The sequence below is a fragment of the Mycobacterium sp. UM_Kg27 genome (genome assembly GCF_000972905.1).
Taxonomy (GTDB): Bacteria; Actinomycetota; Actinomycetes; order Mycobacteriales; family Mycobacteriaceae; genus Mycobacterium.
The window spans coordinates 52785-69122 of record NZ_JRMM01000005.1 but is presented as its reverse complement, the minus strand read 5'-3'; the positions used below and the strand labels follow the sequence as shown (position 1 = coordinate 69122).

The following is a 16338-nucleotide window of genomic DNA, read 5'->3' as shown; positions in this document are numbered from 1 at the left end:
AGATGTGTATAAGAGACAGGCCTTGCAGCGGGCCTCCGAACGCGGCGTCGACGGGCCGCTGTCGCAAACCGTGCGGGCCGTTCTGGAACCGCTCGGTCTGACCGCCGAACCGCCGAGCGGGGCCAAGGCCCGGGAGCGCTGGGAGGCGCTCGGCGCGCTGGCGGAACTGGCCGACGACGAGGTGGCCCAACGCCCCGATCTCGACCTGCCCGCGCTGCTGACCGAACTGCGGATGCGCGCCGACTCCCGGCATCCGCCGACCGTGCAGGGTGTGACGCTGGCATCCCTGCACGCCGCCAAAGGCCTGGAGTGGGACGCGGTGTTTCTGGTGGGCCTTGCCGATGGCACCCTGCCCATCTCGCACGCCCTGGCGCACGGCGCGGACAGCGAGGCCGTCGAAGAGGAGCGCCGGCTGCTCTATGTCGGCGTCACCCGGGCCCGGATCCACCTCACGCTGAGCTGGGCGCTGGCCCGCGCGCCGGGCGGGCGGGCCGGCCGCAAGCCGTCGCGGTTCCTCAGCGGTATCGCCCCGCAGGCCGACGCCGCCACCACCCCCACCAAGCGCCGGGCCCGCGGCGCCCCGAAGCATTGCCGCATCTGCAACAAGGCACTGGCCACCCCGGCGGCCATCATGCTCAGCCGCTGCGAGACCTGCGCCGCCGATGTCGACACCGAGTTGCTGGTGGCGCTCAAAGACTGGCGTCTGCGCACTGCCACCGAACTGAAAGTGCCCGCCTACATCGTCTTTTCCGACAACACCTTGACCGCGATCGCCGAGATGCTGCCCGGCGACGAGGCCGCCCTGGTGGCCATCCCGGGCATCGGAGCGCGCAAGTTGGAACAGTTCGGCTCCGATGTGCTGGAGCTGGTCCGCAACCGGGGTTGAAACCGGGGTCCGGCCACTGCCGGTCGTAATTCGGTTGTGGGTCGGTGGGTCGAGCGGCTAGCCTCGGACCCCATGACCACGATCAGCGTCCTGTGGGTAGCCGGCGCGCGCCATGCCGCCGCTGCCGAGGCGGCGGTGCGCCATGCCGCCGCCGCCGTAGACGCGTCCGTGCATCGGGGTTCGCCCTAACAGCAGCCCCCGCCCCCGATGGCCACGGACCCAACCAGGATCCGTGGCCATTATTTTTTGCTCGGCAGCCCGCCGACCGGCCCGGATCCGACCCTCACGAACCGACCGGAAAGCAGGTACACACCATGTCGAGAACCCTGAAGTTGCCGTGTCACAGCGATCCCGACCTGTGGTTCGCCGACGACCCGGCCGATCTGGAGCGGGCCAAGGCACGGTGTGCTCAGTGCCCGATCCGCCAGCAGTGCCTGGCGGCGGCGTTGCAGCGCGCCGAGCCGTGGGGTGTGTGGGGCGGCGAGATCCTCGACCGGGGCAACGTCATTGGCCGTAAGCGGCCGCGGGGCCGTCCGCGTAGGGAGCCGGTGGCCGCGTGAGCGGCCGCAGCATCAGGCCGACGGGCCGACCGCGACGTCTTCGGGATCGGCGAAGCCCGGCACCAATTCCTCGGAGAGACGCTTGATCGGGACGTGGGCGTCGAGCTGACACATGATCGCCGTGGTGGACCCGAGGACTCGCATCGGCATCGCGAGCTTGGGCGGCAGGTCTAGCTGGCGGGCGGTCTTGAGCTGCTCGACCGGGCGTTCCAGCTGCTTGCCGGCCATCCGCATCAGCCACTTGCGGGTGTAGTGGAAAACCTCGACTTGCACCGGCTCGACATGCTGGCGCAGCATCTCGTCGATCTCGCGCACCGAGACGGTCTGGCCCTTCTGGATGAAGCCGCCCCGGCGCATGGTCTCGATGACCTTGTCGTAGTCCTTGTCCCGGGCGTAGCGCACGGAGGCACCCAGTTCCGGCGGGAACCCGCCGGGCATCGGCGCCACTGCACCGAAGTCGATCACGCCCATCCGGCCGTCCGGCATCAGCATGAAGTTGCCCGGGTGGGCGTCGCCATGGATCAGTTCCAGCCGGCGCGCCGCGTCCCAGGTGAATTCGGCCAGACGGGTGCCCATCAGGTCACGCTGTTCGACGGTGCCGTTGCGGATGATCTCGGCCATTCCGACGCCGTCGATCCACTCCTGGATGACCGTCTTGGGGGCGCTTGCCACCACGTTCGGAATCAGGAAGTGCGGGTGCCCGGCGTAGGCCTTGGCGAAGATGCGCTGGTTGTCGGCCTCGAGCCGGTAGTCGAGCTCCATCTCGGTGCGCTCGATGAGCTCGTCGACGACGCCCTTCACGTCGACACCGGGTGCCAGCTGCTTGAAGATGCCGGTCAACCGCCGGATGGTCTTGAGATCGGCGCGCAGCGCTTCATCGGCGCCGGGGTATTGGATCTTGACCGCGACGGGACGGCCGTCGGCCCACACCGCCTTATGCACCTGCCCGATGCTGGCCGAGGCGATGGGGGTGTCGTCGAACTCGGTGAAGCGCTCCCGCCATTTGGTGCCCAGTTGTGCGTCAAGCACCCGGTGCACCTTGTCGGCAGGCAGCGGCGGGGCGTCCTTCTGCAGCTTGGTCAGCGCCTCCCGGTAGGGCTCGCCGAACTGCTCGGGGATGGCCGCTTCCATCACCGACAGGGCTTGGCCCACCTTCATGGCGCCGCCTTTGAGTTCACCGAGCACGGTGAACAACTGGTCGGCCGCCTTCTCCATGAGCTCGGCGGTGACCTCGTCCTTGGACTTGCCGGTCAGCCGCTTCCCGAACCCGAGTGCTGCCCGGCCGGCGATGCCGACCGGCAGGCTGGCCAGCTTCGCATTGCGCGCTGCGCTTCCGCGTTTGATTTCTGACACGCGTCCATCATCCATGACGTTGTTGTGGTGCCGGTCACCGCGGTGACAATTCTCAGTGGCGATCGTGACGTCAGCAATCACATAACGGGTGGCGGACCCAGCGCCGGGTCAGCATCGATCCGGTGGCCAAATCCAGCTCCAGGGTGGAGTCGAGGGTCGGCGGAGCAGCCAGGTCCGGGCCGGTTGCGGCTCCGCGCACCGCTGCGATCACCCGTTCGACTTGGCTCAGTGCCAGCGCCGCGGTCGCCAGTACGGTTGCCCGGTCGGCGTGGGTGACGGTGTGGCGAAGCTGCGCGGCCACCGCAGGCCATGCCGAGTCCCGGTCTCGCCGGTGCAGGTCAGCGCAGCGCAGACAGCTGGTGACTCCCGGCAGGACCAGCGGGCCGACCATTCCGGTGCCATCGCGCACCCGCACCGGTAGGTGCGGCACCCGCGCGGCGTGCAGCTCACGTACCAGCCGTGGATCGGGAACCAGGAAGTCGGCCAGCACCACAAGATCGGTCCCGGCGGCACTGACTGCGGCGTGCGGATGACTGCTGTGCCGGACCACGGCGCTCGAGCAGCGCAGCGATTCGACCAACAGGTCCGACAGGGGACCGCGTCCGTGCACCCGCAGCGAGACGGTGCGGCCCTGACGGCGCGGCCCGGCGCCGCGGACGGCGACACGTGCCGCCACCAGCTCGACCAGCAGGTCGTCCAGCTCGGCGGCGTCCACCGGGCCGTGTTGGGCGGCCTCATGGCGCAGCGCCGCGACCGTGGTCGGGATCTGCATCGTCCGTAAGACGGCGGCCAGTGCAGCGGTGCTCATCCCGCGGGGTGGCCGCACGAGTACGGCGCGCCGCGGATCCCAGCCCACCTGGACAGCACCGTCGGGGCGCAGTAGCACCGGCAGCGCCGGATCGAGGGTGTAGGTGGAGGTCTCGGAACCAACCCTGTTCACGCAGGTGACCCTGCCATGTCGGCCGGCGTCGATCCTTCCGTCATCCACAGGGGCGCGAAGCGATGCGCCGCGCGGCCTCCACGGCGGCGCGGCGTTGGCGTGCGATGACGGCGGGGTCGGTGAGGGTCTCGTACGGCTCGGGGGAGTGGACCCAGGCCAGGCCGATGCCGAACAGCAGGGCGAGCAGGTCGAGGGGTTCCCAGGAGCTGTCCACGTGGCCACCGGCCTGGGCGGTTTCGATGGCGGTGACCGCGTGCTCGAAGATCGGCTGCCCGTCGGCCTGGGGTTCGTCGAGGGCCAGCCCTTCCAGGCGGGCCCAGGTGATCATGCGCAGGTGTTCGGGGCTGCTTCTGCCCAAATCGTAGACATCGCCTGCGAATTCGGGCACCGCGTCGGGGCGAAGGGTGACCGACCGGTAGAAGGCCGCCACGTCGGTGGCCACCACTTCCCGAAACAGTGCCTCCTTGTCGCCGAAGTGGGCATAGAGACGTTCTTTGCTGGCTTGCGCCGCGCGGGCGATGCGATCGATGCGCGATCCGGCAAGACCATGGCGAGCGAACTCGGCGCGGGCAGCGTCAAGGATCTGGCCGCGCAGCTCGGAAGTGCTCCTTCGCACAGCAAGATCATAACCATACGAACTAGTTCGTTCTGTAATGTGAGGGCATGCACGTCCTCCAAGACACCCACGCGATCCTGAACCAGCCGCCGCGAGTCGAGGCCATGCGGCGCGCTGTGGAGGCCGTCGCCGATGCGGTCACGCCCGTTGTCGAGGCGTACCGACCCTACGTCGCAGGCCTGGACAACCTTCCCCGTGATGGTCGATTTCTCTTGGTGGGCAACCACACTCAGACCAGTGTGGAGGCTCTGCTGATTCCGTTCCATGTTCGGCGGGCGATCGGCCAACGCGTACGGCCGTTGACGGATCGGCAGTTCGGGCGCATGCGGGGTCCGGCCCGAGATCTGCTCGCCGCTGCGGGGGCCCTGGTGGGCGCCCCGGAACCGGTCCGCGAACTGATGCTCCGCAACGAGCCCATCCTGGTATTCCCCGGCGGTGGTCGCGAGATTCCCAAGTTCAAGGGGGAGGAGTACTCCCTGCGCTGGCAGGGCCGCACCGGATTCGCGCGCCTCGCAGTCGAACACGACTATCCGATCGTGCCGGTCGGACTGGTGGGGGGCGATGACGTCTACCGGAGTCTGAGCCCTCGCGGTGGCAGCTGGGAGCGCTTCAGTGTGGCGCTGTCGCGACGGCTTTCAGGTCCGCCGGAGATGGCCATGCCACTGCAGCGCGGCATCGGCCCAACCCTCATCCCGCGACCGCAGCGGATGTACCTGCGCTTCGGCGCGCCCATCGACACCGCCAAACTCGCCCGCGTCGCGAACGAGGAATGGGTTGCCACCGTGCGGGACAGGGCGCAGCAGTCGCTCGAGCGGATCTTGGCTGACCTGCTCGACGTCCGCGCGAAGGACCCCTACCGCCACCTCAATCCCCTGGCGTGGCGGCAGGCCATCTCGCCACCCGACGCCGCCAGGGGGCGTTAGCCGTCGGTGTCGTCGGGCTTACCGGCCTCGCGCTGAAACTCCGCGATCGCCTGGTCGATGGCCGAGTCGATGTCGCTGGAGCCGCCGATGATCCGGTCGATGAACGCCGCCGGTTCGTCAAGGTCGGCGGACTCGGGCAGCAGATCGGGATGCTGCCACACTTTGTCGCGGGCATCCGACCCGACCGCCGTGGTCAATCGCTCCCAGAGCACCGCGGCCTCGCGCAATTTGCGCGGGCGCAGTTCCAGACCGACCAGCGTGGCGAACGTCTGCTCGGCCGGGCCGCCGGTGGCGCGCCGCCGGCGCAGCGTCTCCGAGAGCGCGGCGGTGCCCGGGATCCGGTCGCCCAGCGCAGCATTGACCACGGTCTGTACCCAGCCCTCGATCAGAGCCAGCAGGGTCTCCAGCCGTTCCAGTGCCACGAGTTGCTCGGGGGTCGACTTGGGCTCGAACACGCCCTGGTTGAGCAGTTCATTCATGGCCGAGGGATCGGTCAGCGCCGCCGGATCGAACCCCTGGGCCAGTTCCTCGATACCCCGGATGTCGATCTTCATGCCCCGGGCGTAGGCCTCCACCGCGCTGAGCAACTGGTTGGACAGCCACGGCACGTGGGTGAACAGCCGGTGGTGGGCGGCCTCACGGGCGGCCAGGAAGGTGACGATCTCACTGCGTGGTTGATCCAATCCGCCGGCCAATTCCTCGATCGCGCCGGGCAGCAGCGCGGCCACTCCGCTGGGCCCCAGCGGCAGGCCGATGTCGGTCGAGGTCAGCACCTCTCCGGACAACCGTCCCAGCGCCTGGCCCAATTGAGAACCGAACGCCAACCCACCCATCTGCGACATCACCGACAACAACGGGCCGGCCATACTCTTGGCCTCTTCCGGAAGCGCTGACGCCCACACCGACGAAACCTGTTCGGCCATCGGGTCACACAGGCGCTGCCAGGTGGTCATGGTGTGCTCGACCCAGTCCACCGGCGTCCAGGCGACCCCACTGGTGGTGCCGGCCGGCAACGAAGTCGCCCCGTCAAGCCAGGTTTCAGCCAGGTGCACGGCATCGCCGATGGCGGTCGCGGTCGAGGAGGTGACGGGCGCGACCGAACCGATCGACTTGATCGCGACCTGTCGCGCCAGGTCGTAGTTCACCGGCCCGGCCGGTCGGCCGTCGGCGCTGACCCGGCCGGCACCGCTGAACATCTGCCCGAGCTGGGTAAAAACCTGGCCCAGATCGGCCATGTTGAAACCAGCACCCATCCCGAACGGGTCGGAGGGCCCGGAGCCTCGCTCGCGGTCGGGGTCGTCCCCGGAAGAAAAACCGAAGGGCAGATCAGCCATAGACACAACCGTACCCACCGGCAACGTCCGGCGGTACGACACACGGCCGCCAGTGGTCGGGCCGTTACCGCCTGGGCAATGGCCGTTTACCATACCCGGGGTGAACAGGCGGATTCTGACGCTGTTGGCGGCTGTGCTGCCGGTGGTCGCGTTCGGCGTGCTGCTGACGGCGGTGACGGTGCCCTTCGTGTCGTTGGGGCCGGGTCCCACGTTCGACACCCTCGGCATGATCGACGGCAAGCAGGTGGTCGATATCGAGGGGACCACCACGCACCCGACGACCGGCCACCTCAACATGACCACGGTCTCCCAGCGCGACGGTCTGACGCTGGGGGAGGCGCTGGCGCTGTGGTTGTCCGGACGCGAGCAGCTCATGCCGCGTGACCTGGTCTATCCGCCCGGCAAGTCCCGCCAGGAAGTCGACGAGAGCAACGACGCCGACTTCCGCGCGTCCGAGCAGAGTGCCGAGTACGCCGCGCTGGGCTACCTGCGCTACCCGTCGGCGGTCACCCTCGCCGACGTCCAGGACCCGGGGCCGTCAGCCGGCGCGCTGCAGCGCGGCGACGCTGTGGACGCCGTCAACGGCGAACCGGTGTACACCGTGCAGCAGTTCACCGCGAGACTGGCCGACACCAAGGCCGGCGAGACGGTTGCCATCGACTACCGGCGCAAGAACGCCGCACCCGGTACGGCGCGGATTACGCTCGGAGAGAACAAGGACCGCCCCAACGGATTCCTGGGGGTGTCCGTCCTCGATGCCCCGTGGGCGCCGTTCACCATCGACTTCAACCTGGCCAACATCGGCGGCCCGTCGGCGGGGCTGATGTTCTCGCTGGCCGTCGTCGACAAGCTCACCACCGGCACCCTGGCCGGACCGAACTTCGTGGCCGGTACCGGGGTCATCAAGGCCAACGGCCAGGTCGACGCGATCGGCGGGATCACGCACAAGATGATGGCGGCCCGCGAGGCCGGCGCGACGGTGTTCCTGGTCCCGGCCGACAACTGCTACGAGGCCAGAAACGACGACAAGGGACTGCAACTGGTCAAAGTCGACAGCCTCGCCCAGGCGGTGGGCGCGCTGCGAACCATCACCGACGGAGGTCAGCCGCCCTCTTGCTGAGTGTTCGTTGGCTACAGTGGGGCCGTCAGGGACAACTGAGCTAGGGAGCGTGGCACGTGGGGATGCGGCCCACTGCGAGGATGCCGAAATTGACCGCGCGCAGCCGGATCATGGTCGGCAGCGCCTTCGTCGTGATCGCGCTGCTGCTGTTGGGGCCGCGGCTGATCGACGGCTATGTCGACTGGTTGTGGTTCGGCGAGCTGGGCTACCGCTCGGTGTTCGTCACGACGTTGCTGACCCGCCTGATCACGTTCGTGGTGGTGACACTGCTGGTCGGCGGGATCGTGTTCGCCGCGATGGCCACCGCCTTCCGGGTCCGGCCGGTCTTCGTGCCCAGCAACGGCGTCAACGACCCGGTGGCGCGGTATCGCACCACGGTGCTGTCGCGGCTGCGGCTGTTCGGGTTCGGAATTCCGGCCGGCATCGGGGTGCTGGCCGGCATCGTCGCGCAGAGCTACTGGGTCCGTATCCAGCTGTTCCTGCGGGGCGGTGACTTCGGGATCACCGATCCGCAGTTCGGCAAGGATCTGGGTTTCTACGCCTTCGACCTGCCGTTCTACCGGCTGGTGGTGGGGTTGCTGCTGGCGACGCTGTGCCTGGCCACCATCGCGAACCTGACCACGCACTACATCTTCGGCGGCATTCGGCTGTCCGGCCGGGCCGGCGCCCTGAGCCGCCCGGCCCGCATCCAGGTGGTCAGTCTGATCGGCACCCTGGTGCTGCTCAAGGCCGGCGCCTACTGGCTGGACCGCTACGAGTTGCTCAGCCATACCCGCACCGGCAAACCGTTCACCGGAGCCGGTTACACCGACATCAACGCGGTGCTGCCGGCCAAGATGATCCTGCTGGCGATCGCGCTGATCTGCGCGGTCGCAGTGTTCTCGGCGATCGTGCTGCGCGACTTGCAGATTCCAGCGATCGGGCTGGTGCTGTTGCTGCTGTCGTCGGTCGTGGTCGGCGCGGGCTGGCCACTGATCGTCGAACAGTTCAGTGTCAAGCCGAACGCGGCGCAGAAGGAGAGCGAGTACATCTCCCGCTCGATCACGGCGACCCGGCAGGCCTACGGTCTGACCGAGGATTTGGTCACCTACCGCGACTACCGCGGTGACGCACGCGCCACGGCCGCGCAGGTGGGCGCCGATGCGGCCACCACCTCCAACATCCGGCTGCTGGACCCCACCATCGTCAGCCCCGCGTTCACCCAGTTTCAGCAGGGCAAGAACTTCTATTTCTTCCCCGACCAGCTCACCATCGATCGCTATCGCGACGACGAGGGCCAGCTGCGTGACTATGTGGTCGCCGCCCGCGAGCTCAACCCGGATCGACTGATCGACAATCAGCGCGACTGGATCAACCGGCACACCGTGTTCACCCACGGCAATGGGCTCATCGCCTCGCCGGCCAACACCGTGCGCGGCATCGCCAACGATCCCAACCAGAACGGTGGATACCCGGAGTTCTTGGTCAACGTCGTCGGAGCCAACGGTGGCGTCGTCTCCGACGGACCGGCCCGTCTCGACCAGCCGCGCGTCTACTACGGGCCGGTGATCGCCGACACCGCCGCCGACTACGCGATCGTCGGCCGCAACGGGGCCGACCGTGAGTACGACTACGAAACCAACACCGAGACCAAGAACTACACCTACACCGGTGCCGGCGGGGTAGGCGTCGGAAACTGGTTGGCCCGCAGCGTGTTCGCCGCGAAGTTCGCTGAGCGCAACTTCTTGTTCTCCAACGTGATCGGCGCGGACAGCAAGATCCTGTTCAACCGCGACCCGGCCAGCCGGGTGCAGGCGGTGGCGCCCTGGCTGACCACCGACTCCACGGTGTATCCGGCGATCGTGAACAAGCGCCTGGTGTGGATCATCGACGGCTACACCACGCTGGACAACTACCCCTACTCGGAGCTGACGTCGCTGTCGTCGGCCACTGCGGATTCCAAAGAGGTGGAGTTCAACCGGCTGCTGCCGGACCGGCGGGTGTCCTACATCCGTAACTCGGTCAAGGCAACGGTCGACGCCTACGACGGCACGGTGAGCCTGTACGCCCAGGACGAGCAAGATCCGGTACTGCAGGCATGGATGAGGGTGTTCCCCGGCACGGTCAAACCGAAGGCCGAGATCTCACCCGAGCTCGCCGATCACCTGCGCTACCCCGAGGACCTGTTCAAGGTGCAGCGCATGCTGTTGGCCAAGTACCACGTCAACGACCCGGTGACGTTCTTCTCCACATCCGACTTCTGGGATGTGCCGCTGGACCCCAACCCGACCGCCAGCAGCTTCCAGCCGCCGTACTACATCGTCGCGAAAAACCTTGCCAAGGGCGACAATTCGGCGTCGTTCCAGCTGACCAGTGCGATGAACCGGTTCAAGCGCGACTATTTGGCCGCCTACATCAGCGCCAGCTCGGATCCAGACACCTACGGCAAGATCACCGTGCTGACCATTCCTGGCCAGGTCAACGGGCCCAAGCTGGCCAATAACGCGATCACCACCGATACCACGGTCAGCCAAGACCTCGGTGTGATCGGGCGCGACAATCAGAACCGCATCCGGTGGGGCAACCTGCTGACCCTGCCGGTGGCGCAGGGCGGACTGCTCTACGTCGAACCGGTCTATGCCTCACCCGGTTCCAGCGATGCCTCGTCGTCGTACCCACGGCTCATCCGGGTGGCGATGATGTACAACGACAAGATCGGCTATGGGCCGACAGTCTCCGATGCGCTGACCGGGCTGTTCGGGCCGGGTGCCAGTGCAGCGGCCACGGATATCGCACCCACCGACGGCGGCGCTGCCACGCAGGGGACGCCGCCATCGGCGACCCCGCCTGTTGCGGCGGTGCCGACGCCCCCGGCTGCCGAGGTCGCGTTGTCTCCGGCCAAAGCCGCGGCGCTGCGCGAGGTCGAATCGGCGCTCAACGCAGTGCGCGATACCCAGCACCGCGGTGACTTCGCCGCTTACGGTGCAGCGCTGCAACGCCTCGACGACGCGATGGCCAAGTTCAACAGCGCCAAGTAAGCGTGCGCGGCGCTCAGGCGCCGCGTGGTGTCAGCGACGCGTGGCGCCCGGCGGCATTGTCGGCTTGTGTTGTGCCGCCGTGCTGAGTGCGGCGCGTGCCTTGGCGTTCCAGTGGTGTCTAGGGGTCAGTGCGGACAGCTGAGCCAATCGGACGAACTGTCGCAGTGACCATCGGTCGGCGGCGCTGACGGTGATCCCGGTGAGTTCCACGGCGCGGGGGTGCTGCAGGGCGCGGATGGCCGGGTGGGGGACGGTGCGCATCCACCAGTCGGTGGGGGCGAAAATCTGCTCGCGGAACGGCTCGAAGTGTTCGCCGGCCATCAGGTGCGAGCGGCAGTAATCTTCGAAGTATTCGACGAATTCTGGCCAGGTCGCGGGCATCGGCCGCGTCGATACGCCATATCGGCGATACCACGCGCAGCACTCCTGGTAGAGCTGCTCATGTTCGTCGGTGTCGAGCCGACGAATGAAGGTGTTCACCATGACGACGAGGGACTCGACATAAGCGCTGTGCTGAAAATGGAACGTGTCGGGATTCAGTGCGTGGTACTTGTGCCCGAGACTGTCGACGCCCTTGACATGCTCGTGGGAGAACCGCATCTGGGGCCGCATGTCCACGTCGGTGTAGGCGTAGTTGACGGCCTGGGTGAAGGTGCGTTTCTTGTGTAGCCAAATGCGTTTGCGCATGAGGGCGTGCTCGTTGATGCCGGCGGCAATGCCGGGATGCAACAGCAACAGACACACCGCCCTGGGGAGCACGAAAAGGTAGCGCCGGTCGGCCAGGAAGTGCCACAGCATGCTGTTGGGCCCCAGGCCGTCGTCGTTGTGGTCAGCCATGATCAGATCAGTGCCTTGTCTCGGCGGATGCGATAGCGAACGTCGGCCATCAGCACGGTGTAGTTGACGGTTCGGATGAATCGGGGAATGAAGCGGTTCACGAATGATACGAACAGGAACAGGTTTTCGAACTGGCGTTGCTCAGTCGGCGACCAGGGCACGCCGAGTAGCTCACGAAAGTGCGGAGGCAGAAAGCCGATTGTCAGGAACCGCAGCAGGGGCGCCAGGGGCACCCGCAAGATCGGGCTGATCATTTTCAGGTCGACCAGCCGCATGAGGTAGTCGCGGACGACGTCGTCCATCGCCAGGGTCTGGCAGGTGGTGTTCCAGTAGGTGTCGAATTCGGCGCGGGTGGACGGCCATTGGTCGGCGGTGACCTGCAAGGTGGTGCCGAGCGGCCAGGCGTGGCGATAAAAGCCCTCCGCCTGGGTCTGAGACATCTTGCCGCGCAGCAGCTGATAGGTGTCCTCGTAGAAGACGAACAGGCATGCGGCGACCCACAGTTGCAGATCCTGATCGAAGGCGTTGTACTGCACCGGACTGTCTCCGGTCGAGCGCACCTGCCGGTGTGCGACGTTGACCGCGTCGCGGTAGGCGGTGCGTTCCTGATCGTTGCCCAATACGGCGACGGCCATGTACTGGGCGGTGGTGCGCAGCCGCTTCCAGGGATGCTCCATCAGCGCGCCGGATTCCACTCGGCTCTCCACGACGCCGTGGCCGACCCCGGGCATGCTCAACTGCATGACGACGTTGGCGGCTGCTGCGGCCGCAGACCAAAAATCCAGCGCCTCAGTCAGATCGACGGGACCATCGTCGAAGCGTGGGGTGTATTGGCCTATGTGGATCCGGGTTTCGCCCGCGTGCAGGGAAGGTGACTTGGGGGAGACGCCGAGCATTCTCATGGCCAGATCGATGATCCGTACCAAAAACATCATCCGAGCGGCCTCCGATGTTGCGGGCGGGGTTACGCCTTGCCGTCACTGCATACAGACGTTAGCGATCAGCAGCACCGGCCAAGCCACGATCGATCCGAGAAGGGACACCACGAGGTCCAACCCTCGCAGACCGTGCAGCGCGCCGGTGTGGGTCAGCGTCCAGATCAATCCGACGGTCAGGTACGGCGTCCCGAGGATCAGGCCCAGGCCGATCAACTCACCGACGGGCATCCGGTAATTGAGCAGGCGGCCGACGCCGTCGAGAAATCCGGGCATCGGTTGCCCCTCCCGCTGTTCTGGCCCCGGAATGCAGCATGGCATAGCGGGGTTGGGCCGACAAGGAGGAGGTGACTCGGCGCTGGTCGGGTGACGGCGGCGACGCCAGACCAGGCGATTTGGCGGCGTGGGCACCCGTTCGGTAGTGTCGTACATACCGACGCGGGGTGGAGCAGCTCGGTAGCTCGCTGGGCTCATAACCCAGAGGTCGCAGGTTCGAATCCTGTCCCCGCTACTAAAGAGAGTGGCCCCCAGGCGCAAGCCTGGGGGCCACTTTCGTTCATGGGTCTCGACCGATGCGCGACGCAGCCATCCCAGCGCTGGATCAGCTGGGTGCCGATGTCGAGCATGACACCGTGGTAGTTGCGCAGCCCGGCATAGCTGGAGCCGGGCATCAGGACATCGTGGGCCGTCTGCCAATTCGGTTCACGTGGTAGGCGGTGAACAGACCGTCCCTGACGCGGATCTCCCGTGCTCCGGCTCGGTGAAGGTGACCACCTCTCCGCGGTTGATCGACACCCAGTCGCGGGCCTCCAGATAGGGCCGGAAGGTCTCGGCAATGCGCTGTTCGTCGGCAGGAGTCTTCGGTCGCTGCAGTTCGTACAGCTGCGGAAACTCGGTCCAGCCGACCACGGCGTCCCAGAGCCGCAGGGCAGCGTCGCCGGTGGGCGGGTCGATGAGCACCGGCCCGAACAGGCACTGCCCGTCGGGAAAGAACAGCGTGGGTACCCCGTAGCCGCTGGCGGCGACCACGCGTTGATGGTCGGTCAGTACTTCGTCGCTGGTTGTCGGGTCAGCGATCGCCTGGTCGGCGAGTGCGGGATCGAATCCGAGCTCTTCGAGCAACCGGCGGGCGACCGCCTTTTCGTGCGGCTTGCGGCCCTCGACGTGCAGAGCGCGGCCGGCGCGCTCGTACCAGGCATCGACGTCGGCCATCGATCGGCGACGCAGCAGTGCGCCGATGCGCATCATCGACCAGCCGTAGGACCACTCGCGCTCCCAGGGATGCTTCTTGCCTTCTTGGCGGTTGATCTCCTCCAGGCTGAAGAAGCGCCAGTTCACCGTGAGGCCCGTGCGGTCGCGGACTTCCCGGATCCACCGCGACGTCTGGTATGCATACGGGCACATGACGTCGAAGTGGAAGTCGACGAAATCCGGGCGACTGGTCACATCGTGAACCTCAGGTTGCGGGCGGCGCGGTCGCCGAGTTCGGTGTCGCCTTTCCAGGTGATGGCGCCGGAGTCGATCTGGGCCTGCGGATCGATGCGCCCGCACGCCAGTTGAATGAAGGTTGTGGAATCGGTGACCACCGTGACATCCGGATTATCCAGTTGATCAACAGCTTTGGCTCGACCGTCCACGGCAACGTGCAACTGGCGGGGGATGGGTCCGGTGAGATCGAAGGTGATGCTTTTTCCGTCGGGGAGGCCCACTTTCTTGCCGACGATGTAGCCCAAGGAACCGGCCACCTCCGCCAGCGCGATCTGGGCGCCGAGGCTCGCGTCGTCGGTGGTGCGGCCCAGTGGGGTGGTGATGTCTCGTTCGTGCACCCAGAAGTCGAAGACCCGGATCTCCAGGAACCTGCCGTAGGTGGCGGGGCCGACCGGAGTCCACGACGGCCGCAGCAGATCCGCGTCGGACAACGTGGCCAGGTCGCGTCGGCGACGGTCGTAGATGGCGCGTACCAGTTCGCGGTACGCGGTGGTGTCGGTGTCGGCGTCGCGCAGGAAGTCCGCGGCCTTGTCGAACGGCGGCGGGGTGCGATCGTCACCGGGCAGCCACCCTGCCATTGCCGCCTCGATGCTGGTGACGTGGTTGATCACGTCACGAACCGTCCAGTCCGGGCACAGTGACTGAGCGCCCCACTCGGCGTCGCTGAGATCGGTGCACAGACTCTCTATCGCGGCGTAGCAGTCCCGCAGGGCGGCGGAGATTCTGTCCACGCTGCCGGCGTCCGGTGTGTTCAAAGCCATTCTCCTTCGCGTCCGTCACGAGCATCCGACAAGCACGAGCAGATATCAAGGAATGGCGAACGCCGGGTGCCCTCAGATCACCCACGGTGCGATCAACGTCATCGCCCCCAGAACCACCAAGCCGATGACGAACGCCACGACCGTAAAACCCATCACCTGACGAACATTGAGCTTCGCGATCGCCAACAGTGGCAGCAGCCAGAACGGCTGGATCATGTTCGCCACGCCCTCGCCGACCGCAACGGCCATCGACACCAGCCCGAGATAGCCCGGTGACTGCTGCCCGATCGCTAGGGCGGAGTCGACGGCGATCGGGCCCTGCACCGCCCAGTGCCCGCCGCCGGACGGTACGAACAGGCTGATGATCACCGAGCCGATGAACGTCAAAAACGGCAACGTGTACTCCGTCGCGCCATTGACCAGCGTCTGGGCCAGCAGCGTCTGCAGCGGCTTGGAACCCTCGGCGCCCTGATACGCCAGCAGCCCGACCAGGCCGCCGTAGAGCGGATATTGCAGCAGCAGCGGGCCCGAGACCTTCGCGGAACCGGCGAACGCCCGGATGAAGCGAATTGGCGTGCGGTGCAACAGGGCGGCGGTGATGGTGAACAGCATGATCATCGACGAGATGTTCAGCGCGAAACCACTGGCCACGAAATAGGTGATCCCCGCCCCGAACAGCGCCACGTTGAGGATCCACTGGTTCTCCAGCCATTCGGCAAATGTCTTGCCGGTGGGTGCCTCAACGGTTGTTGTGTCGTCTTCGAACACCGCGGCATCGGGGGGCAGGCTTTCCGACGGCTCCATCCGCCACACCGCCATCGCGAGCACCCCTAACACCAGGATCGCCGAGAGCCAGCTGTACGGCTGGAAGATGGTCTGGCGCAGCGGCACAGTGAATCCGGCGATCTTGTGGATCACGTTGATGGGGCTGCCGGCGTCGGTGTTCGCCAGCGCGATCGACGACGAGAGTCCCTGCGTCCAGACGATGAAGCCCATGAACGCCGCGGCGATCAGGTAGCCGAAATGCGAGTCGGGAAAACGTCGCGCTACCTGCCGGGCGACCAGGGCTCCTGCCACCAGGCCCAGGCCCCAGTTCAATAGGGACGCAACGGCGCTGACAGTGAAGCAGAGCAGAGCGCCCTGCACCTGGCTGCGGGGCACTGCGGCAACGCGGACGATCGCCCGCTTCAGCACAGGCGCCTCGGCCAGCGTGTAGCCGGTCACCAGGATCAGCACCATCTGGAAGGCGAAGGTGAAGATGTTCTCCCGCCCCCACACCCCGGCATACCAGGCCGCCAGCATGCCGTCGGCTGACGCTCCGCGTACCAGAGCGGCGACCAGCCCGGCGACGATCAGCGTGAGGATCACCGCGAACAGGTACGGGTCGGGCATCAGGCGCTCGACGTAGCGGACACTGAGCCCGGTGAGCGCTTGCATGACGCCTCGGCGTTGCGTCGGCTGCTTTGTGATCGCGCCGTCGGCCCGTAGCTCGGTCATTGCGCAGCCTCTCGTCGGAAAACCGCTCGCACCGCGGTCGCTCGTGCGTGTGTCACGATAAATGCCGCGGG

The 16338-nt window shown here is 66.8% G+C and carries 15 protein-coding genes and 1 tRNA gene; 6 read left to right on the top strand and 10 right to left on the bottom strand.

Annotation, left to right across the window (positions count from 1 at the left end; translation table 11 throughout):
* Positions 1–886 (top strand): ATP-dependent DNA helicase UvrD2 (locus LI94_RS01855; RefSeq protein ID WP_046300118.1); only part of this gene is annotated, 886 nt, incomplete at its 5' end.
* Positions 887–1200: 314 nt separating this feature from the next.
* Positions 1201–1446, top strand: coding sequence for a WhiB family transcriptional regulator (locus LI94_RS01850; RefSeq protein ID WP_024443680.1), 246 nt, complete (start codon positions 1201–1203; stop codon positions 1444–1446).
* A 12-nt stretch (positions 1447–1458) separates the two neighbouring features.
* On the opposite strand, the gene LI94_RS01845 is transcribed toward LI94_RS01850, so the two are convergent.
* Genes LI94_RS01845 through LI94_RS01835 form a run of 3 tightly spaced genes read right to left on the bottom strand, consistent with a single transcriptional unit; the run spans position 1459 to position 4355 of the window.
* Positions 1459–2814, bottom strand: coding sequence for an AarF/UbiB family protein (locus LI94_RS01845; protein ID WP_024443681.1), 1356 nt, complete (start codon positions 2812–2814; stop codon positions 1459–1461).
* A gap of 55 nt (positions 2815–2869) precedes the next feature.
* Complete coding sequence (locus LI94_RS01840; protein ID WP_046300108.1) at positions 2870–3739, bottom strand: TOMM precursor leader peptide-binding protein; 870 nt, start codon at positions 3737–3739, stop codon at positions 2870–2872.
* Positions 3740–3779: 40 nt separating this feature from the next.
* Positions 3780–4355 (bottom strand): TetR family transcriptional regulator, encoded by a 576-nt coding sequence (locus LI94_RS01835; RefSeq protein WP_046300107.1) that lies wholly within the window; start codon positions 4353–4355, stop codon positions 3780–3782.
* A 47-nt stretch (positions 4356–4402) separates the two neighbouring features.
* On the opposite strand from LI94_RS01835, the gene LI94_RS01830 reads away from it, so the two are divergent.
* On the top strand, positions 4403–5278 hold the full coding sequence (locus tag LI94_RS01830; protein ID WP_046300106.1) for a 1-acyl-sn-glycerol-3-phosphate acyltransferase: 876 nt from the start codon (positions 4403–4405) through the stop codon (positions 5276–5278).
* Here the strand turns inward: LI94_RS01830 and LI94_RS01825 are convergent.
* Positions 5275–6612 (bottom strand): zinc-dependent metalloprotease, encoded by a 1338-nt coding sequence (locus tag LI94_RS01825; protein WP_046300105.1) that lies wholly within the window; start codon positions 6610–6612, stop codon positions 5275–5277. The two genes, LI94_RS01830 and LI94_RS01825, sit on opposite strands and share 4 nt — an antisense overlap.
* 100 nt (positions 6613–6712) lie before the next feature.
* On the opposite strand from LI94_RS01825, the gene LI94_RS01820 reads away from it, so the two are divergent.
* Positions 6713–7732 (top strand): PDZ domain-containing protein, encoded by a 1020-nt coding sequence (locus LI94_RS01820; protein WP_024443686.1) that lies wholly within the window; start codon positions 6713–6715, stop codon positions 7730–7732.
* Between the two features lie 56 nt (positions 7733–7788).
* Positions 7789–10749, top strand: a complete 2961-nt coding sequence (locus LI94_RS01815; RefSeq protein WP_046300104.1) for a UPF0182 family protein — start codon at positions 7789–7791, stop codon at positions 10747–10749.
* Positions 10750–10779: 30 nt separating this feature from the next.
* Here the strand turns inward: LI94_RS01815 and LI94_RS01810 are convergent, their stop codons facing one another.
* The 3 genes from LI94_RS01810 to LI94_RS01800 all read right to left on the bottom strand — a co-directional run bounded on the left by LI94_RS01810 (position 10780) and on the right by LI94_RS01800 (position 12797).
* Positions 10780–11586, bottom strand: a complete 807-nt coding sequence (locus LI94_RS01810) for an oxygenase MpaB family protein (protein WP_239651129.1) — start codon at positions 11584–11586, stop codon at positions 10780–10782.
* A gap of 2 nt (positions 11587–11588) precedes the next feature.
* Positions 11589–12488 carry an oxygenase MpaB family protein gene (locus LI94_RS01805; RefSeq protein ID WP_192830888.1) on the bottom strand — a complete coding sequence of 300 codons (900 nt, stop codon included), beginning with the start codon at positions 12486–12488 and terminating at the stop codon, positions 11589–11591.
* A gap of 75 nt (positions 12489–12563) precedes the next feature.
* Entirely contained in the window at positions 12564–12797 is a 234-nt protein-coding gene (locus LI94_RS01800; RefSeq protein ID WP_046300103.1) for a hypothetical protein, read from the bottom strand.
* A 161-nt stretch (positions 12798–12958) separates the two neighbouring features.
* Between LI94_RS01800 and LI94_RS01795 the strand changes: the two genes are divergently transcribed.
* Positions 12959–13032: transfer RNA gene (locus tag LI94_RS01795), tRNA-Met, on the top strand.
* 191 nt (positions 13033–13223) lie between these two features.
* Here LI94_RS01795 and LI94_RS01790 read toward each other — a convergent pair.
* The 3 genes from LI94_RS01790 to LI94_RS01780 form a co-directional block, all read right to left on the bottom strand.
* Complete coding sequence (locus tag LI94_RS01790) at positions 13224–13967, bottom strand: DsbA family protein (RefSeq protein WP_046300102.1); 744 nt, start codon at positions 13965–13967, stop codon at positions 13224–13226.
* Positions 13964–14764: a maleylpyruvate isomerase family mycothiol-dependent enzyme gene (locus LI94_RS01785; protein WP_239651128.1), complete on the bottom strand. Its 801-nt coding sequence runs from the start codon at positions 14762–14764 to the stop codon at positions 13964–13966. The genes LI94_RS01790 and LI94_RS01785 overlap by 4 nt, the downstream gene beginning before the upstream one ends.
* Positions 14765–14842: 78 nt before the next feature.
* Entirely contained in the window at positions 14843–16267 is a 1425-nt protein-coding gene (locus LI94_RS01780; RefSeq protein ID WP_046300100.1) for a TIGR00366 family protein, read from the bottom strand.
* Positions 16268–16338: the final 71 nt, after the last annotated feature.